We start from the raw sequence: 20,087 nt of genomic DNA on the forward strand, positions 1-20,087 counted from the left end.
GTGAAAGGGGAGAGAACCTCGTGCAGCGCGACATCAACGCTGTCCTGTTCGATTTGGATGGGACGCTCGTTGACACCTACGATCTGATCTTGGCTTCGTTCCGACATGCGACGAAGACGGTGCTGGATAAGGTCATCCCCGATCAGGAGCTCATGTGCAAGGTAGGTCAGCCCCTTGTCATGCAGATGTGGGATTTTACCACCGACCAGGCTGTGCACGACGAGCTCATGGCGTCCTACCGCGCTCATAACGCACGTGTGCACGATGACCTCATCAAGATATTTCCCGGCACCGCGCCTGCGCTCGGGCGCCTGAAAGAAGCGGGCGTGCCGCTTGGGGTGGTCACGTCGAAGCGGCACGAGGCCGCTATGCAGGCGCTTGAGCGCTTCGATTTGGCTGGGTATTTCGAATTTGTCGTGAGTCCAGACGATTGGCCTGAGTACAAGCCCGCTCCCGGTCCCGTGCTGCATGGCTGCGAGCTCCTTGGGCGTGCGCCGCAAGAGTGCCTCTACGTGGGCGACAGTCCTTTTGACATGCAGGCGGGCAACGGAGCGGGATGTCCGACGGCTGCAGCGCTTTGGGGTATGTTCCCGCCTGCGGCATTGCACGCCGAGCGTCCCGTCTTCATGTGCGCGGATATCGCCGAAATCCCCTTGCTGGTGCACTAGCCTACTGCACGGCTTCAAGTGCTCGTGAGTGGTTTCCGTTCGCCGCTCTGCTCCTGCCGCTCGATCGATGGGCTTCGACGCTCGTGTCCGTTCGTCGGGAAATGACGCCTCGGCTGCATGGTCTTCAGGAGAAACAGCCTGTTCGTCTTTTAAAGTAGGGTCGGTAAGGGACTACGTACGCAGCACCAGCAAGAATCGCGCAGCTGCTGCGGATGATGGCATCCGCACGCTTCAGCGCACTTGAACGGAAGGTTGATCGCCGTGTTGGATTCCAGTCGACTCTCAGACGAGGAAGCGAGCGCCATGTTCGAACAGCTCGGCATACCAGAAAAGGCACAAGCAAGGAAAGAGCCCCAGCCTTCTCCGCGAGCCGCATCGAACGATTCCGAAGTTGCCCGTTTGCTCAGGGAGCTCTATCGCTCCGATGTCGGAAAACACCCCACCCGCAACGTGTAGCGGAGAGCGGTCGGCATGCCGCGAGCCAGTATCGGCATCATTTCGCGTGCAGCCGCGAGTTCCTGCTTCAGCGCCAGGTGAAGCGCAGGTTGCGAATGCTCTGAAACGGAAGAGCTGCCGCGCTTTGTGACGAGCCGGTCATGGGTCGTCTCTCTTTCGCCCACATCATGCCGTGCGCATTGCCCTTTGCGCCGATTTAGTGCATCATGGTTTCAGGGCCGGCTGCAGCGCGGACGGCTATCTTCGGCAAAAGGAGGCTCTCATGGCGAATTTCGGCGATGGTTTCAAGAATATCTTCTTGGCCGGCATCGGAGCGATGGCCATTACCGGCGAGAAGACCAAGGAACTGGTGGATCAGCTCGTTGCGAAAGGCGAGCTGACGGTCGATCAGGGAAAAGAGATCAATAGCGAGCTCAAGCACAAGGCGGAGGACGCCTTCGGTACGGCACGCGAAAACGCGCTCGAGGCGTTCATGGCGACGCTCACGCCCGAGCAGCGCGCCGAATTCGCGGCGAAGGCGGCCGAGCTTGCCAAGAAGACGGATGTAGAACAGGCTGAGCAGGCTGAGGTGGGCGATGCGTCTCCCGTGGTCACAGGCGAAGGCGATGGCTCCTCCGCAGCGCCGACGAGCGCAGCCGATTCCCAGACGACTGGCGCATAGCGTTTAGCGCCGTACGCAGAGCAGGCATTCATGGGGGAGAACACGCTGCTCAAATACTTCTTCAGCTCCGGCGCGGATATCGATCCCGAGGATCGGTTCCACCTCAATCGCAGAACGAGGACGCGCCGGCTGAAGGAGATATACTCCATCCTTCAGAAACATCGCTTTCTCAAAGGCTTCACGCCCGAGGAGTTCCGCGCCATGCTGGAGGACTTGGGCCCGAGCTTCGTCAAGATCGGGCAGACGCTTTCGACGCGCTCCGAGATACTGCCGAAGGCGTACTGCGACGAGCTGGCGAAGCTTCAAATGGAATGCGATCCGCTTCCGTTCGACCAGATACTGGCCGCCATCGACGACATTTACGGCGATGCGCGCAGCGAGCTGTTTTCGCACATCGATCCGACGCCGCTTGGCAGCGCTTCGCTTGCGCAAGTGCACAAGGCGCGCCTCGCGAGTGGCGAGACAGTGGCTGTGAAGATACAGCGCCCTGGCGTCAAGGCGACCATGGCGCAGGATATCGACATCATGCGCATGGTGGCGCGCCTCGCGTCGCGCTACATGAAGGACGAGCAGATGCTCGACATGCGCGATGTGGTGGAGGAGCTGTGGGCGACGTTTCTCGAGGAGACCGATTTCGCGCGCGAGGCGGCCAACCTGCAGGAGTTCGCCCAGAACAACGGACAGGTTGCCTTTATCGACTGCCCCAAGGTCTATCCGGAGCTGTGCAGCGAGTACGTGCTTGTCATGGAGTACATCGATGGCATTCCTATCGTCGCCGCCGATCGTCTGCGCGCCGCCGGCTACGATCTGGAGGAAATCGGCACGAAGATCCTCGACAACTACGCCACCCAGATTCTCGACCACGGGTTCTTCCATGCCGACCCGCACCCGGGGAATCTCCTGATCCGAAACGGCAAGATCGTCTACATCGATCTCGGCATCATGGGCAGGCTCTCCCCTCGCGACCGAGCGGGGTTCGGAAACATCATCCAGGCCGTTGGCATGGAGAACGCCAAAGAGCTCAAAGACGCGCTTATGTCTTTCGCTATCGCGCGCGACAACGGTGCGATCGACCACCCGCGGTTCTTAGCCGATCTGGATCTACTGCTCAAAGACTACGGGTCGTGCGACGTCGCCGACATTGATGTCGGCCAGTTTCTGAGCGATGTGCTCACGCTTACGCGTGCGAGCAAAGTCACGCTTCCTTCATCCATCACGAGCGTGTCGCGCGGCATTGTTACCCTCGAGGGCACCATCGCGCCCTTCATCCCCAACGAAAATGTCGTGTCCATCATCAACGCGCATATCCGTCACTCGAAAAGCTCCCAGGACAAGCTGGTTGAGGCGATGGAGGAGCTTGCGCTTGCACTGCGCTCGTCATCGAAAGGCGCGTTCGAGGCAGCCCAATATTCGGGCGAGTCGCTCAAAATGCTCTCCCGCGGTCAGTTGAAAATGAACATGGAAGTGATCGGTTCCGACGCTCCGTTGTCGCGCCTCGGGATGATCATGAACCGTTTGACAATGGGCATCATCATCGCCGGTCTGTTCATTGGCTCGAGCATGCTCTCGTTGTCGACCATGGAGCCGCGCCTGCTTGGCGTGCCTATCCTTGCGTTCTTCGGCTATCTGGGTGCCGCCGTGCTGTCCATATGGGTGGTTGTGGATATCTACCGACGGAAATAGCATCCGAGCCCGGTTCTGCTTAGTTCGGTATAACAGCAGATCAGATATATGAAAATGCTTGTGATCGATCCGTCGCAACCAAAAGTTGCCGAAAATTCCAACTGAAAGCGGTCGCGGCTCGTTTCTCGCAACCGTAGTCTTTGGGGTAGGCTATGATGAACGGAACGAGAAAGGGCTCGCACCATGAACGTCGAGATCGCACAGCGCCTATCGGCGCGCCGCAAGCAAGCAGGGCTATCCCAGGAGGCGCTGGCCGAACGGTTGGGAGTGTCGCGGCAAGCCGTGTCAAAGTGGGAGCGCTCCGAATCGTCTCCCGACACAGACAATCTTATCGCGCTCGCGCAGCTGTATGGAGTGTCGCTTGACGACCTGTTGTATGTGGACGACGAGATGCGCGACGACGTGGCGTTCGAGGCCGCGGACCGCGCTGCCGGCCGGGAGACCGAAGCGGGAGCTCCCGCTTCGGGCAACGCGACGTCCCCTCCCGCGTCGTCGGCCGCCGTGCCGGAAGCTTCCGACGGTGCGGAGGATGCAGCCACGATGGACGGCAAAGCGCAGAAGGTGCGCATCGGCTTGGGCGGCATCCACGTGCTCGATGGCGACGACTACGTGCACGTGTCATGGCGCGACGGCGTGCACGTGAAGGATTCGAAGAAGGGCGACGAGGTCCACGTCGGGTGGAACGGTATCCATGTGAAGGAGGGTGCCGGCGCGAGCGCAGACGGCGCTCGCGAGGAGGACGGTGCCGAGGGCGACGCGGATGGCAAGCCCGGCAGCCGGTGCACGCTCGAGGACGACGAGGGCAGCCAGGTGGTCATCGACGGCGACGGCGTGGTGGTCAACGGTGAGCGCTTCGACAGCTGGCGCGACGCGCACGAGCGCTACGGTCACGGCCATATCCACGAGGAGCGCTGGAACGAGCCGTGCGGCTACACGGTGAACGGCGAGCGTTTCGACACGCTCGAAGAGGCGAGAGCGAAGTTCGGCCCCGAGGTGGGCGCATCCATTCCCGTGCGCAAGCATTACCTGCGTGCGTTCGAGAAGGAATGGGTGAAGTTCCCGTATCCGCTCGTGGTGATTGTCGTGTATCTCTTGCTGGGCATCCTGAACGGCGCATGGGCGATGGGGCTCTTCCTGTTCCTCACCATACCGTTGTACTACATGGTGGGCCATGCGATCGGTCGCAAGCGCATTGCGCCGCTCGTATCGGGAGCGTATCCCATCCTGGTGGTGGCCTGGTTCTGCTGGATGGCGTTCGTGGAGAACGCCCCGCACCCGGCTTGGGTGGCGTTCCTCACCATTCCGCTGGTTGAATGGCTCGTGCACAGCCTTTCGCGCTGGTGGCGCGACCGCAAGCGCGAGAAGGCAGCCGAGAAAGACGCTCCCATCGACGTCGAGGCGAAGTAGCGGTCGACTGCGTTCCGCTCCATGGCGTGCCTGGTGCAATGCGAGACAACTCTCACCAGTTCCCTTTCTGTGGGTGCGTTGCCAAAAAACAGGCCGGTTTGGCACGGTTTCCACCAGCGTCGGCGGGCTTTGGATGCTAAGTTTTTTCGTGACCTGGGAAAACAGCTGTCAGTTTTCTCGATGGCAGCTGCTGTCTCGGACCGTCGCAGGCGATTTGTGCCAAACCGGCCTGTTTTTTGGCAGTGGGTCCGATCGCGCTTTAGTCGGCTAAAGCATGCGGCCCTGCTTCGCTGGCCCGATTTCGCGGACTTGCTTGCAGCAGAGGTCCTTTGTACCCGAGCATAAAGGAAGCGGTCGAGGGCCTACCGGATAGCAGGTTGGGCGCGCGGTGCTCGAATGGCGTACAATGGCCTGCATCGGGCGTGCGACTGGGGGGGGGTGCGCGGTATGGTGAGTTCCTACATTGCCTGGTACCTGTTCCTGGCCGGGGCGGGCGGCGGCGCCTATGCTATCGGGGCGACGGTCGATCTTCTGCTTCGGTTCCGTAGTGGCTCATGGCTGAGCCGGGCAAGCGCCATCACCGATGCGGGTCTGCTTGCCGGTCCCGTGCTCGTGGCGATCAGTGCGGTGTTCCTGATGCTCGATCTGGGGTCGCCGCAGTTGGCCTTCCAGGTGTTTCTTGCACCCACAGGCAGCCTGCTATCGGCTGGTGCGTGGTCTATCGCGCTGTTCTGCCTGACGGCGGTGGCGGCGCTTTTTGCTGGTGCGGTGGACGGAGGCAGGGTGATCAGAACCGCCGAGGCTGCACTCAGCGTGATCTCCGCCCTGCTTTCGGCGTTCGTCATTGTGTACGCTGGCATATTTCTGTCTCTGTACCCGACAGTGCCGTTTTTGAACACGCCGCTCATCCCCGTGCTTTTCGTCGCTTCAGCGCTGGCTACGGGAGCCGCCGTTCTTATCACGATCGGATTCGTCCGCTCGGCGCGCGATGACGTGTCTGACGGGTTAGGCAGTTTGGTCAAACTCGACGCCGCGCTGGTGGCTGTGGAAGCGATCGTTCTCGCGCTTTTTATCGGATGCGCCTGGGAAGCGGGCGACGCACAGATCCGATCGGTCTTCGAGCTCGTTTCGGGTTCATGTTCGCTGTTCTTCTGGTTCGGTGTGGTGCTCGCTGGACTCGTCGTTCCGCTTTCGGTGGACATTATCGTCGCGGGTACGTCCTCGACTCCGATGCTTGCGATGGGGGCGGCATGCACTCTTGTGGGCGGACTCTGCCTTCGGTTCGCCCTTCTTTTCGCTGCGCAGAGACTCTGCCTCGTGGACATGAGCGCCCTCGTCTACTGGATGTAGTGTTCAGGCACTTCTGTCATTGCGATATGTGATACTATGACAATCACTATGATAAAGCAATCACTGGAAAAAAGAGAAGTTGCGGCCGACGCTATGGGAGCGTTCCAGGTGGACGAGAAGAGCGGCGTGCCCCTGTGGATTCAGATCCGCAAGCGGCTCGTGTTCCTTATCGCCTCCGGGAAGTACGAGCGTGGCGAGCGGCTGCCCTCGGTACGCGAACTGTCCGTGCGCCTGGGCGTGAATTACAACACTATCAACAAAGTGTATCAGGACCTCGAGCGTGACGGGTACATACTTACGAAGCGTGGACGTGGCACATACGTGTCGGATCTCAAGAGCGTGGAGCTCTCAGCGGTCGATGGGGACGTCGAGGCATTGGCGGCGGACTTCGTGCAGCAGGCGCTTGCTCGGGGTATGACGTCGGAGGACATTCACGATCTGGTGAGCGAGCAGATACTGCTGCTGGGAGCCGATGCTCGGACGTAGGACAGTCGAAGGACGAGGGGAGCTGCCGTGCGCAGCAAAACGAAGCGGGAGGGCCAGAAGCAGGTCGATCAGGCGGTCGCGCCCAAGAGCGTAGCCGCGTCGGCCGGGCGCAGGACATCGCGCAACAGCGTGTACGTGTTCGCTGCGGCCCTGTTTCTTATCGTTGCTGGGACCATGCTGGCGATAGGATGGAGTGTGCTCTCCTCGGGGTTGGTGATAGCCGCATTGGCTATCGGCGCCCTGGTTGCCTTCAGCGTCCGCATCGCGCCCCAGTGGGAACGCGTCGTCATCCTTCGCTTGGGCAGGTTTCACCGTGTCGCAGGGCCGGGGCCTTACTTCGTTATTCCGGTTATCGAACATGCGGCTTCGCATGTGGATCAGCGCATGGTCACCACGCCGTTTTCGGCTGAGGAGGCGCTGACGGCAGACCTCGTGCCGCTCGATATCGACTCCGTGTTGTTCTGGCTGGTGTGGAATCCCAAGGACGCCTGCGTGGAAGTGGAGGATTACGCATCCGCCGTATGGTGGGCCGCGCAAACGGCGCTGCGCGACGCCGTTGGGCGCATCAACCTGGCCGAGGTAGCCACACGGCGCGAGCAGCTGGACAACGAGATCAAGGAGATACTCGACGAAAAGACGCGATCATGGGGTATCACCGTGGTGTCCGTGGAGATTCGCGATATCGCCATCCCGAAGGATTTGCAGGATGCCCTGTCCAAAGAAGCTCAAGCTGAGCGCGAGCGCAACGCTCGTCTGCTGTTGGCCGAAATAGAGAAGGACATATCGGAGATGTTCGTGGATGCGGCGGCCGTATATGATCGAAACGACAAGGCGCTGCAGTTGCGTACGATGAATCTCATCTACGAGAGCGTGAAGGAGAAGGGCGGCCTCGTGATAGCTCCGAGTGCATTCGGCGAGGCGTTTAACAATATCGAGGGCTTTTTGAAGTAATGTATTGCCGCGGTTCAAGCACGCGGGCTGTGGCGCTTCGCACGCCGGCTGACGAAAGGCCGAGCACATCGTTTCCCTCCCACGCAACAAGGGTTTGCGCGAATCGCGTGCTCATTCTTCATGCTCAAGTTAGAACAATCGAAGTGATTGACTGTTATACTACCATAGTGTACCTTGACAGTAGACACTAGTGCGGTGTCGGAGGGGCATCCGCATATCGTCGGATGCCGAACGAGTGCAAAGGGGGTAGCACTATGAGCGCAGACGGCACAACGATCACACGCAGAGGCTTCGTGGCAGGGGCGGGAGCTGCCGCGATAGGCGCAGGCCTGGCTGGAAGCATGGCAGGATGCGCGCCCAGCGGATCGAAGGAGGAAGAGCAGGCTTCGGGCATAGGCCAGATCGCCTACGACCCAGAAGCGGGCGACTGGATTCCCACAGTCTGCAACATGTGCTTCAATGCATGCAGCATCTTGGCTCATGTGATCGACGGCGTGGTGGTGGAGTTGAAGGGCAATCCCGATAGCCCCATCGGTCGAGGGCATATCTGCGCCAAAGGTGCTGCGGGCATCATGACGCTCTACGATCCCAACCGAATCACGAAGCCTATGAAGCGCACCAATCCGAAGAAGGGCTTCGACGAGGATCCGGGCTGGGAAGAGATCAGCTGGGACGATGCCTGGACCGAAATCGATGGAAAGTTTAAAGAGGCTGCGGCAGCGGATCCGAAGTCGATAGGCGGCAGTTCAATGGTCGCCAGCCTCAACGGCAGCACCTGGCGAGGCATGGCTATGGGATGCTCTTATGGGGCCTCCGAAGGGTTCCTCTCGGATATTTGCGGGGCGGGCATCCATGTGGTCGAGAACATGTTTACCGCGACTGGAAACGCCATGCCCGACTACCAGTATTGCCGCTATCTGATCCAGTTCGGCACCCAGGCGGGGACGGCGACGCGTCACGGCTTCAATATGACGGCAGAGCGCTTCGCCAAGCTGCGCTCGGAAGAGGGCCTGCGCTTGGTAAGCTTCGATCCGCACATGAGCGCCGGCGCCGAAAAGGCGGATCTATGGGTTCCCGTGCGTCCCGGCTCGGATGCCGCTGCAGCCTTGGCCATGGCAAACGTCTTGGTGGAAAAGGGCCTCATCGATCGCGACTATCTAATCGAGCGCACCAATGCTCCCGCATTGGTCGACCCTGCCACTCAGCGCATCCTGCGCGCCAAGGATACTAACAAGGCGCTATTCTGGGATGAGGTGGCCAACGCCGCAAAGCCTTACGACGAGTGTGAAAAGCCTGTTCTCGAAGGGGACTTCGAAGTGGACGGCGTGTCGTGCCGCACAGCCTTCAGCGTGTACGAAGAGCATATCAAGGATATGACGCCCGAATGGGCCGAGGAGATCACCACCGTTCCCGCCGCAACGCTGCGCCAGGTAGCGGAGGAGTTCGGCAACGCTGCGAGAAGCGGCGACACGATCGAGCTCGATGGCAAGACGTTCCGTCACCGCCCCGCCGCCGTCGATATCTTCTCCGGCATCTCCCGTCACAAGCATGCCATTTTAAGCACCTGGAGTTGCTTGATGCTTAACGTATTGGTTGGATCCTCTAACTCCGTCGGCGGCCACCTCGGCTACGCGCCGGCCAACCATGGTTGGAAAGAGGGCAACCCCACGGCGGGGTTCGCGCCGAGCATCTGGGCTGAAGATGGATTCATCGAGGGCACGAGCTTCTATCCGGCAACGCGGTCTTCGTTCTATGACCATATTCGCAACAACGATTACTCGCCCACGACCATGGGCTTGATGGAGCTTCAGCCGCTGTCCGAAGACGGGCATTTCGTCCATGTTTGCCAGAGCGATCCGGATCGCTATCACACGACGCCCATCAAGAACCTCTTCTGGTACGCATGCAACCCCATCAAATGGTGGGGCAACGCCGATGAACAGGCTGAGGTCTTCAAAAAGATGGACTTCGTCGTTGGCTGCGATATCTACCTCAACGATATGTCTCTGTTCACGGACATCATGCTGCCGGAGGCGTGCTATCTCGAGCGTTATGACGTGCTGCCTCAATGGTGGCTCAACCACCGTCAGCCGGGCGGCCTTGATGTGCCATGGGGTATCGAATTCTGGCAGCCCGTGGTTCCAGCCAAAGACGACGCTCCTGGTTACATGGATATCTTCGGCGAGATGTGCTATCGCGCCGGTGCTGAGTCCAATGCTGCGTTCATCGGCACGCTCAACGGGATGTACCGACTGAAAGAGGAGTATGCGCTGCCCTTGGATCAGAAACTCGACCCCGAGAAGCTCATCGACAGCATCTTCAAGTCCTACATTGATGAGGAACACGGCATCGATTGGTTCCGCGAGCACGGCGTGTACACCCGCGACCGCGCTGTTGACGAGGTCTATATTTGGGATTCGGAGACCCCGGGCCGTATACCGTTTTACTGGGACTTCATGTTGGAGGCCAAGGATAAAGTCGAGGCGAAGGTTGCCGAACTCGGCATTCCCTGGGAGACGGAGGACTACATCCCGCTTCCTGAATGGAGGCCGGGTGTGGATTTCTATGCCGACGACCCAGCTTACGACGTTTTTCCCGTGTACTACACCAACGCCTCGAACACCGACAGCTGGAGCGTCGAAAACGCGTGGCTCAATGAGGTGAACGAGGGCGACGGCGCCACCTACTGCATCGAGATGAATACCGCCACCGCTGCGGCCAAGGGCCTTGCGAGCGGCGACGAGGTGAGGCTCACCAGTACAGCTGGCTATCAGGTGGAGGGCAAGCTTGTGGTGACCGAGGGTATCCACCCCGAGTGCGTCTCGTCTGTTGTGGGCACCTGGGATTGCAAGTCCAAGTCCATGACTATCGCCCAAGGGAAGGGAGTCAATCTCGTGAGCTTGATTCCAGGAACGACGGCGGAGCGGCTTGACCATGTTTGTTCTGCGTTCGATCAGCTCATCCGTGCCAAAATCGAGAAGATCGCGTAAGGAGGGAGTGAATTATGGCTTATGGAATGCTCATTGACTTGAAGAAGTGCATCGGCTGCCATGCATGCGCCGTGGCGTGCAAGGAGGCGCACGGCACTCCTCCTGCGGTGACGCGCTCGCATGTGAAGCGCGAGTTCGAGGGGACGTATCCCAACGTGCGCAAAACGGCGGTCCCCATGCTTTGCAACCATTGCGAAACCACGCCGTGCATCGAGGCGTGTGCGGTGGAAGGCGCTACGTACAAGCGCGACGATGGCATTGTGGTCATCGATAAGGAGAAGTGCATCGGCTGCAAGGCTTGCGTCGCGGCCTGCCCCTACGGCTCGCGCTACTACATCGAGAGTGCGGACGGTTACTTCGGATCCGACCTCAACGAGTACGAGCAGGTGGTGTACCCCTCGATGCCCCAGGGCACTGTCGACAAGTGCACATTCTGTGTCGAGCGTATTGATGCCGGCAACGGTGAGCCGCAAGCGTGCGTGGCTGCTTGTCCGGCGGGGGCTCGCGTGTTCGGCGATTTGGACGAGCTACGCAAGCAGGCCGAAGCGGAAGATGGCTTTCAGCTGCTTCCTGACGAGGGTACGAACCCATCGGTGTGGTACCTGCCGGCCAAGGTGAACGAGTAGACTTCCCCCTCCCGACGGCGGCCCGCCTCCCGGGCCGCCGTCATCTAGATTGTGCTTCGCTGCTCGTTCTGCGGTGGGGAAGCGAACCCGTTCGTTGAAGGAGGCGCGCCATGCCGTGCACATCTGTTGTGGAGCCGGGTTCGAAGGCGGCTGCATGCGTGCAGATGCCGGTTCGCAGGTTCGACGGAGGCACCGGTCGTTTCATTGACCGCTCCGACGCCGTTATTCAGGAAGCTTACCTGTCTGTGCAGGTGGACGGCGTTTTTCATCATGAGACGACGTGCTCGCCTTGGGATATAAAGGAACTGGTGGTGGGAGGTCTGTTCGCGGACGGCACGATCGACGGCGCCGAAGAGGTGCTCGGCGTTGCGGTTGACATTGATGCTGGCGTCGCTTCGGTGCGTCTCTCGCAAGGCTCGCTCGGCGCGCCCGATCGGGCCATAGCGGAGAAGCCTGCAGAACGGCAAGGGCGTGCATTGGCGATGACGGTAACGCCTGTTGAGGTCAACCGGCGCATCGAGCTGTTGGAGGATCGCTCACTGCTGTTCCGGCGCACGGGCGGCGTCCACAGCGCCGTGCTCACCGACGAGCGCGGCATCATCGCCTGGTTCGAGGACATCGGGCGGCATAGCGCCTTTGACAAATTGGCAGGATGGTGCCTGCTTAACCGGATGGATGTGGCGGATAAGGTGCTGCTGTTCTCCGGGCGCATTCCTCGGGAGATCGTGGTCAAAGCGGTGCGGCTCGGCTGCCCGGTCGTCGTGTCACCGGGCGCGCCGACCGACCTCTCCATAGCCCTCGCTGAGCGCGGCGGACTTACGCTCATCGGGTTCGGCAAAAACGGCTCGTTCAACGTATACTCCCATTCCGAGCGCATCGCTTTCTGAGCGGGGTAGGCTTCGAGCGATCCTCGCAGCTGCCCGGCCCGGCAAAGCGAGCCCGGTCGCAGTTCCGATGCGGCGGAGTGTAAACGACCCCGCACTCCTCGTGAAGTGCGGGGTCGTTTGTTCGATCATGTTGGACCGGCCGGCCCTGTGCTTACTTGGCAAAGCGGCTGTAGTCGTAACCCTCACCTTGGCGAACGGTCTTCTTGCCGGCGTCGACGCTCTTCTGCTGCGCGCCGTTGCTCTTACTGCGGGGGGCGCTGGAGCGCTGGGCGCCCTTTCTCTCGAGGCGCAGCTTAGCGCTTTCAGCGTTGCGGCTGCGACCGCCCTCGCGCTTGTCGTTCTCGAAGCGACGTCCCTCGGCGCGGCTGCCGCGGCCGGGTCGGTTGTCCTGCGAGCGCTTGTCCGTGCTCTTGCCGGCGGAAGCCGTATGCCCGGCGCGCGCAGAGTCGCTCCGCGGCCCCTTCCCGTACTTCGGCTTCGAGCCCTTGTAGCCGCCCTTGCCACCCTTTTTGGGCTTCTGCAGCACCGACGCGTCCAGCTTGTAGTTCTCCAGATCCATGAATGGTATGTCCTTGCCGATGAGCCGCTCGATGTCCTTGAGCGTGCGCGTCGACTCGCGCGTGACGAACGAAATGGCATAGCCCTGCTCGCCCGCACGGCCCGTACGGCCGATGCGGTGCACGTAGTCCTCGGGCATGTCGGGCAGATCGAAGTTGATCACGTGGTCGACTTCCGGCACGTCGATGCCGCGCGCCAGCACGTCGGTGGCCACGAGCACCGACGTCTTGCCGCGACGGAAGTTCTCGAGCGCACGACGGCGCTGTCCCTGCGACTTGTCGGAGTGGATGGACTCGGCCTTGTAGCCGGCACGGCACAAGGTCTCTGCGCATTCCTCGGTGCGGAACTTGGTGCGGGCGAAAACAATGATACGCTCCGAGCCCTTCTCTTCAAGTACGGCTTGCAGAAGCTCGGGCTTCTTGTGGTTCAAGACGGGCATCACGAACTGTTCGACCGTCTTGGCCGTTTCGCCCTTGTGCGCAATCTCCACCACGGCAGGGTCGCGCAGCAGCGAACCGAGGTTCTTCTCGATGGAGCGGTCGATGGTGGCGGAAAACAGCAGCGTCTGGCGGCATTCCGGCGTGGCGTTTACGATGGTGGTGACATCGGGAAGAAAGCCCATGTCAAGCATGCGGTCGGCCTCGTCCAGCACGAGCGTTTCCACGCTGCCCAGATCGATAACGCCGCGATCCATGAGGTCGTTCAAGCGTCCGGGCGTGGCGATGAGCACATCGGTGCCGCCGCGGATCTCCTTGATCTGCGGACCGTAGGGCGTACCGCCGAACACGGTGGTCACAAAGTGGCCGGTCTTGCGGGAGATCTGCATGGCCGTACGGGCGATCTGCTGGGCGAGCTCGCGGGTGGGGCTGACCACCAATACGCGCGGAGCGCGGTTGCGGCCGCGCACGCGAGGCAGCGTGCTCAGCGTGGGCAGCAAGAACGCAGCGGTCTTGCCGGTGCCGGTGCTGGCGGCGGCGATGAGGTCGCGGCCCTCCAAGACCAGGGGGATGGACTGCTCCTGCACGGGGGTGGGCTGGTCGTATCCCAGCTTCTCGACGGCAAGAAGCGCGTCTTTGGACAAGCCGAGGTCGGCGAATGCGGTCATATTCGTTTCCGTTTCTCTTCGACGGGCATCCGCCCTCTGCGGCATGCCTCGTGGTTGCACCCGCTCCTGCGGCGTGCTTGCGCTTGACTCGAGCCGCTTTCTGCCATCCGTAAGCGTCATAGGCGCGCATAAGAGAAACGAGAAAGAATTTCGCGTGAAGCGGTTGTCCAGTATGAAGGTTGGCGGAGGCCGCGTCGCCTAGAACGCTCGAAAGGACGCAGCTTGTGCGCGAAACTCCACAACTGCGGCGATGTTCGCGATGTGCATGGGCGGCCCATGCACATCGCGAACATCGTGCGAGTATTGCTCTCGTCCGGTTCTCGTTCGCCGTCCGGCCTGACCGCACGCATCGTGCATGGCGAATCGCTGAAGATGGGCGCCGTCGTCATCCGACGAGCGCGGCATCTGCCATAATGACCCCGACGACGAAACCATTGCCGGCTCGCCCCCCCTCACGGTGCGGCGGCCGCCGAATCACGAGGACAACATGGCAGACTACATAGAGGGCAAGCGCCCCATCATTGAAGCGCTGCGCACGCAGGTGCCCATCAAGTGCGTATTGCTGGCGGACAATGCAAAGCGCGATAGCCTGGTGGAGGACATCCTGCGCAAGGCGAAGCGCTTCGACGTGCCGGTAAAAACCGTGCCCCGCAAGCTACTCGACGAGGTGTCGGATCGCGGTAGCCACCAAGGCGTTATGGCGGAGACGAAGCCCTACGTCTATGTGGACATTACCGAAATCGAGCGCGCGGCCGCATCCTACGCCGACGAGCACGGCGGTCGGGCGCTCGTCGTCATCCTCGATCACCTCACCGACGCCGGCAACCTGGGGGCCATCGCGCGCAGCGCCGAGTCCGTGGGCGCCTGCGGCCTGGTCATCCCCAATAAGCGCAGCGCGCGCGTGGAGGCTTCGACGTACAAGAGTTCTGCCGGCGCCATCGCGCACATGCCGGTCGCGCGCGTGCCGAACCTCATCCAGGTCATGGCGCGCCTCAAAGAGCGCGGCTTTTGGATAGCCGGGGCGAGCGAGCAGGCCGACGACATCATCTGGCAGGCGAACCTCAAAGGTAAAATCGCGCTCGTTATGGGCAACGAGGCCGAAGGCCTGTCCCGCGTGGTGAAGGAGAGCTGCGACTTTCTGGTGAAGCTGCCCCAGGAGGGCGAGGTGGCCTCGCTCAACGTCGCCCAGGCCTCCACGGCGTGCATGTACGAGTGGCTGCGGCAAAATTCGTAGGTTGAACTCGTGGCGAAGCAACGAAAAAAACTGTTGATCGTAGACGGGTACAACGTGCTGCGCTCGGGTAGCCGCTATCGCGACATAACAGGACCCGATTACACCGACGACTCGTTCAACACAGCCCGCGAGGAGCTCGTCAACGACGTGATCGGATACGCGGGGCGCGACTGGCGCGCCATCATCGTGTTCGACGGCGGCCGCAACGAATTCTCTACCGGCGAAGCCGAGAGCGTGGGCGGCGTGCGCATCATGTTCAGCCCGTCCGGCCAGTCGGCCGACAAGGTGATCGAGAAGCTCGCCCACGACGCACGTGAGCGCCAGGTGGAGACGCTCGTCGTCACGAGCGACGCCACCGTCCAGGACACTGTGTTCGGTGGCGGCGTCGATCGCATGAGCGCGGACGGGTTCTCGCACGAGGTGTCCATGCTCTACGAGGAGGCGCGTCTCGACGAGACGCCCAAGGTGGCCGAGAAGAACACCGTAGCCGCTCGCATCGACGCGGACACGCTCGCCAAGCTGAAGGCGCTGCGCGACGAGGCGTAGCCGGTCGGGCCACGAGCGGGTTGCGGTCCCGTGCCGGTTTCGTGAATTCCAGACACATCTGCAATAACTGTCGGGTTACGGTCAGCTTGTCCCGAACTGTCGGTTGTTCCACAACACTGTGTTGGTTATCATGCGGAAGGGGAGAGTCGCACAGTGTGACATGGCCGAGCTGGACGGAGCGTGCGAACGGGCGATGGATCGATTCATCCACTTCATCATAGCCAAGCGCAAAGCGGTGGTCGCCTTCTTTCTTCTCGCCGCGGTAGGCTGCGCCGCTCTCATCCCCTTCGTTAAGGTCAACTACGACATGGCGGACTACCTTCCTCCCAGCGCGCAGTCTACCAAAGCGGTCGCCATCATGGAGGAGCAGTTCGCGCAGGACATGCCGAATGCGAACGTGCTCGTGCGGGATGTGGACGTGCCTCGCGCACTCGCGCTGAAAGACAAGATTGCCGCAGTGGAGGGCGTTGAATCCGTCCTGTGGCTCGATGACGCGGCCGATGTCGCCGTGCCGCTCCCCATGCTCGATGCGAGCACGGTGGAAACCTACTATCGGAACGGCAATGCGCTGTTCCAGGTCACGGTTGCCGAGGGGGCCGAGAGCGACGCCGTTCCCGCACTGCGCGCGCTCGTCGACGAGGAGGGCGCAGGCAACGCCGTTTCGGGCGATGCAGCCGATACTGCGCAGATGCGCGCGAGCATGATCGAGCAGGTGCTCGTTGCCGTGGCCATCCTCGTGCCCGTCATCGTGCTGCTCCTGGTGCTATCCACGTTGTCGTGGATCGAGCCGGTCCTGTTCATCGCAGCCATCGGCGTATCCATCCTCATCAACATGGGAACGAATATCGCGTTCGGCGAGGTGTCCTTCGTCACGTTCTCGGTGAGCCCCATCCTCCAGCTTGCAGTGTCGCTCGATTACGCCATTTTCCTCCTGCACGCGTTCGCAGCCGAGAGGGGCCGCACCTCCGATGTCGCGGAGGCGATGGCGCGCGCCATGCGCGCTTCCATGCCCACCATCGCGGCGAGCGCTACCACTACGCTGTTCGGCTTCGCAGCGCTCGCGTTCATGCAGTTCCAGATCGGCGCCGATCTGGGCATCAACTTGGTCAAGGGCATCGTGCTCAGCTTCGTCACGGTCATGGCCCTGCTGCCGGCGCTCACGCTTCTGCTCTACAGGATTATCGACAAGACGGCCCATCGGCCCTTGCTGCCGTCGTTTCGCAATGTGGATCGCGGACTGCGCAAAGTGCGCATTCCGGCTTTGCTCGTCGTGCTCGTACTGCTCGTGCCCGCGTTCCTTGGACAATCGCACACAGTGTTCAGCTATCAGAACAGCGTTCCCGATCCGAGCCTGCGCGCCGGTGCCGACGTACAGGCGGTGAACGAGGTCTTCGGGAAGCAGAACGCGATCGCCGTGCTCGTGCCACGCGGTGATGTCGCGGCTGAAGCGGCTCTGTCGGACAACCTTGCGCAACTCGACCATGTGACCTCGGTCCTCTCGTACGTGTCGGTTGTGGGCGCTGCCGTGCCTGAAGAGTTCCTCGATCCGAGTGTGACCGAGCAGTTCTATTCGACGGACTTCGCGCGCATCATCGCCTATGTGGATACCGAGGTGGAGGGGGATACGGCCTTCAGCACCGTCGAGGCTGTCCAGCATGCTGCCGCCCAACACTACGACGAGTTCTACACGGCAGGGCAATCCGCGAACCTCTACGATATGAAGAACATCGTGGCCGTGGACAACGTGGTGGTGAGCCTCGTGGCCATCGTGGCCATCTTCTTCGTCGTGATGATCACATTCAAATCCCTTGCGCTGCCCTTCGTGCTGCTGCTTGCCATCGAGGCCGGCATCTGGATCAATCTGGCTATCCCGTATTTCACGGGAACCGAGGTGAACTTCATCGGATACCTCGTCATCAATACGGTGCAGCTGGGCGCCACGATCGATTACGGTATTCTGCTGACCACGCATTATCTCTCCCACCGCCGCGTTGCGCCCGCACGCGAGGCGGTGAAGCGCGCGCTTGGCGAGACGTTCCCATCGCTGCTTGTGTCGGCCGGCATATTGGCTACCGCGGGATTCGCGCTCGCCTTCTCTTCGTCGATCTCGGCCGTGTCCAGCTTGGGGCTGCTGCTCGGACGCGGGGCTTTATTGTCGCTCGCTCTGGTCACGTGCCTTCTGCCCGGGTTGCTTATCTACCTCGATCCCGTCATCCGCCGCGCCACCTGGCATGCGAGCTTCTTTAAGCCGGATGCGGCGCCTACCCTGCCTTCGAGTGAAGGAGATGCCTCATGAAGAATCGTCGCTTTGCGTGCACCGCCCTCGTCGCGTGTTTGACCGCCGCTCTTTCGATCACGTGCATTCCTGGCGCGTTCGCGCTCGCGCGCGACGGCGTCGCCGAGGGAGCGAACGCCGCCTCCGACGCGAATGCTGTCTCGGAAGCGAGTGACGCCTCGGAATATGCTGCATCGTTCGAGAAGTCCGAGGTGGTGTACGCGAATCTGGCAACGGACGGCGCGCCGCAGGCGGTCTATATCGTCAACCGCTTCGACGTATCCTCGCCCGGCATGATCGTCGACTACGGGGACTATTCCTCGGTCCAGAACCTGACGGCTGAGGCCGAATTAGAGCGCACGGGCGAACGGACGGCGTTCGAAGCCGAGGAGGGCGCATTCGCCTACCAGGGCAACGCTGCCCAGACGACGCTTCCGTGGAATGTTTCGCTGAGCTACGAGCTTGACGGACGCTCCGTTCCGGCCGCAGAGTTGGCCGGTGCGTCGGGTGAGCTTTCTATCCATGCGTCCACGGCGCGCGCCGACGAGGCAGACCCCGCATTCTACGACAGCTTCATGCTGCAGATTACGTTCACGCTTCCGGACGAGTCGTGCTTTGACGTGGCCGCTGAAGGCGCGACGATCGCGTGCGCCGGCCAGAGCACGACGGTGGCGTTCACGGTCCTTCCCGGCCACGACGGGGACTTCGAATTGACGGCGCACGTCGACGGCTTCTCCATGGACGGGGTGCAGATCGTCGCGTTGCCGTACTCCTCGGTAATGGAGCTGCCCGACGCGGAGGGGATGGCGTCGGATATGGAGGGCCTTTCGGATGCGGTGAGCAGGCTGTCGGAGGGCACGGAATCGCTCGCGGCAGGCGTCGAGGAGCTTTCGGGCGGCGTTCGCGGCCTGTCGTCGGGCGCGGGCGAGATCGGCGCAGCGCTGACGGCGCTCGACGGGTCGTCGGCCGATATCGTGACGGCTTCGGGTGCGATCGGGGATGCTCTGGCCGATGCTGCGAACGGTCTTTCCAATGCGGATTTCTCGCAGCTCGACCAGCTGGGCATGCTGCCGGATGTGCTACGCGGGCTGGCCGACGGCTTGGACGCGCTGCAAGTGAGCGCGAGCAGTCTGAAGGGCGGCTACGATGCGGCGCTCGCGGCGCTAGATTCGGCCGTGTCGGCCATCCCCGGTGATGTGACCGAGGCCGAGCTTGCGAGCCTGCGAAGCGCCGCCTCGTCTGGCGGGACGGCCTCCGATGTCGCCACCGTGGACAAGCTCGCGGAGGCATACGCCGCGGCGCAGGCCGTCAAGGCTTCCTATGGCGATGGTGCGGCGTTCGCAGGCGCCGGGCAGCTGGTGGGTGCCCTGGCTGCCGACGCTTCGGTCGAGGGATCCCTGGCCCAGCAGGCCGCGCGCCTCCGCGCGCTCGCTTCCCAAATGGAAGGCTCCTTCGATCCGGCCCAGTTCGAACAGCTCGCTCAGCTGGCGGACGGCCTCGAACGGTTGTCGGGCGAGTACGGCGCGTTCCACGACGGCCTCGCCCGATACGCAGCGGGTCTTTCGACGCTCTCGAGCGCGTATGCGCAGTTCCAGTCGGGTGCTTCATCGCTGGCCGGAGGCTCCGATCGGCTTGTGGGGGGAGCCTCCGAGGTGGCCGGCGGCATGGCGGAGCTGAACGAGGCCACAATCGACCTTCCTGAGACCATGCGCCAGCAGATCGAGGAGGCGATGGCCGACTACGATTTCCCGGAATTCGATCCGGTGTCGTTCGCATCGAGCGAGAACCCGAACGTGAGCGCCGTCCAATTCGTCATGGCCACGCCTCCCATCGAGGCGCCGGAGGCGGAGCCGAAAGAGGAGCCCGAGGCTGAGCTTTCGATCTGGGATCGCTTTATTGCGCTTTTTCAAGGATAATCAAGAAAGTATACTCATATGGTCACTATATCGCTATTTTCTTGAGCCGCACCCGTAAGGCTGGATGTGTAGTGACGCTGTCGGGTGTGTTTGCATAGTCTTCTTGGTTCGGCGGCGATTTGGGGCCCCTTTAGGCTCCGACATCTACTTTCCAGCTGAGGTTGGCTGGACAATGCAGAGCGGCACGAAAACGGATGCGTCATTTCGTGGCACAGATTCGAAGGTATGCAAATTCTTCTAAGCTCATTGACAAGAGGGAAAGGAGGGTGGGCGGCAAAACACTAGGTC

The 20,087-nt window shown here is 61.6% G+C and carries 15 protein-coding genes; 14 read left to right on the top strand and 1 reads right to left on the bottom strand.

Features of this window, described 5'->3' with window-relative positions:
• Positions 1–20: 20 nt before the first annotated feature.
• The 10 genes from ABGT83_RS00110 (at position 21) to fdhD (ending at position 12,165) form a co-directional block, all read left to right on the top strand.
• A complete protein-coding gene (locus tag ABGT83_RS00110; RefSeq protein WP_346685385.1) occupies positions 21–668 on the top strand; it encodes an HAD family hydrolase in 648 nt (215 codons plus the stop codon).
• Between the two features lie 718 nt (positions 669–1,386).
• Positions 1,387–1,785, top strand: a complete 399-nt coding sequence (locus ABGT83_RS00115; protein WP_103264055.1) for a phasin family protein — start codon at positions 1,387–1,389, stop codon at positions 1,783–1,785.
• A gap of 30 nt (positions 1,786–1,815) precedes the next feature.
• On the top strand, positions 1,816–3,468 hold the full coding sequence (locus ABGT83_RS00120) for an ABC1 kinase family protein (RefSeq protein WP_346685386.1): 1,653 nt from the start codon (positions 1,816–1,818) through the stop codon (positions 3,466–3,468).
• A 183-nt stretch (positions 3,469–3,651) separates the two neighbouring features.
• Positions 3,652–4,875, top strand: a complete 1,224-nt coding sequence (locus ABGT83_RS00125) for a helix-turn-helix domain-containing protein (RefSeq protein WP_346685388.1) — start codon at positions 3,652–3,654, stop codon at positions 4,873–4,875.
• Positions 4,876–5,271: 396 nt separating this feature from the next.
• A complete protein-coding gene (gene nrfD / locus ABGT83_RS00130) occupies positions 5,272–6,225 on the top strand; it encodes an NrfD/PsrC family molybdoenzyme membrane anchor subunit (protein WP_346685390.1) in 954 nt (317 codons plus the stop codon).
• A 48-nt stretch (positions 6,226–6,273) separates the two neighbouring features.
• Positions 6,274–6,711 (top strand): GntR family transcriptional regulator, encoded by a 438-nt coding sequence (locus tag ABGT83_RS00135; RefSeq protein WP_239926218.1) that lies wholly within the window; start codon positions 6,274–6,276, stop codon positions 6,709–6,711.
• Positions 6,712–6,738: 27 nt separating this feature from the next.
• On the top strand, positions 6,739–7,662 hold the full coding sequence (locus ABGT83_RS00140) for a slipin family protein (protein ID WP_103264059.1): 924 nt from the start codon (positions 6,739–6,741) through the stop codon (positions 7,660–7,662).
• A gap of 254 nt (positions 7,663–7,916) precedes the next feature.
• The gene (locus ABGT83_RS00145) at positions 7,917–10,652 is read left to right on the top strand and encodes a molybdopterin-dependent oxidoreductase (protein WP_346685392.1); all 2,736 of its coding nucleotides are present in this window, start codon (positions 7,917–7,919) and stop codon (positions 10,650–10,652) included.
• Positions 10,653–10,666: 14 nt separating this feature from the next.
• Entirely contained in the window at positions 10,667–11,278 is a 612-nt protein-coding gene (locus ABGT83_RS00150) for a 4Fe-4S dicluster domain-containing protein (protein ID WP_346685394.1), read from the top strand.
• A gap of 110 nt (positions 11,279–11,388) precedes the next feature.
• A complete protein-coding gene (gene fdhD, locus ABGT83_RS00155) occupies positions 11,389–12,165 on the top strand; it encodes a formate dehydrogenase accessory sulfurtransferase FdhD (RefSeq protein ID WP_346685395.1) in 777 nt (258 codons plus the stop codon).
• 151 nt (positions 12,166–12,316) lie between these two features.
• On the opposite strand, the gene ABGT83_RS00160 is transcribed toward fdhD, so the two are convergent.
• The gene (locus tag ABGT83_RS00160) at positions 12,317–13,828 is read right to left on the bottom strand and encodes a DEAD/DEAH box helicase (protein WP_346685396.1); all 1,512 of its coding nucleotides are present in this window, start codon (positions 13,826–13,828) and stop codon (positions 12,317–12,319) included.
• Between the two features lie 487 nt (positions 13,829–14,315).
• Between ABGT83_RS00160 and rlmB the strand changes: the two genes are divergently transcribed.
• From rlmB to ABGT83_RS00180, 4 genes are all read left to right on the top strand, one after another.
• On the top strand, positions 14,316–15,062 hold the full coding sequence (rlmB, locus tag ABGT83_RS00165) for a 23S rRNA (guanosine(2251)-2'-O)-methyltransferase RlmB (protein WP_103264065.1): 747 nt from the start codon (positions 14,316–14,318) through the stop codon (positions 15,060–15,062).
• Positions 15,063–15,071: 9 nt separating this feature from the next.
• On the top strand, positions 15,072–15,608 hold the full coding sequence (locus tag ABGT83_RS00170) for an NYN domain-containing protein (protein ID WP_346685398.1): 537 nt from the start codon (positions 15,072–15,074) through the stop codon (positions 15,606–15,608).
• Between the two features lie 160 nt (positions 15,609–15,768).
• Positions 15,769–17,904 carry an efflux RND transporter permease subunit gene (locus tag ABGT83_RS00175; RefSeq protein WP_346685400.1) on the top strand — a complete coding sequence of 712 codons (2,136 nt, stop codon included), beginning with the start codon at positions 15,769–15,771 and terminating at the stop codon, positions 17,902–17,904.
• On the top strand, positions 17,901–19,799 hold the full coding sequence (locus ABGT83_RS00180; RefSeq protein WP_346685401.1) for a hypothetical protein: 1,899 nt from the start codon (positions 17,901–17,903) through the stop codon (positions 19,797–19,799). The genes ABGT83_RS00175 and ABGT83_RS00180 overlap by 4 nt, the downstream gene beginning before the upstream one ends.
• Positions 19,800–20,087: the final 288 nt, after the last annotated feature.

It is taken from the genome of Enteroscipio rubneri (genome assembly GCF_963929405.1).
Taxonomy (GTDB): domain Bacteria; phylum Actinomycetota; class Coriobacteriia; order Coriobacteriales; family Eggerthellaceae; genus Enteroscipio; species Enteroscipio rubneri.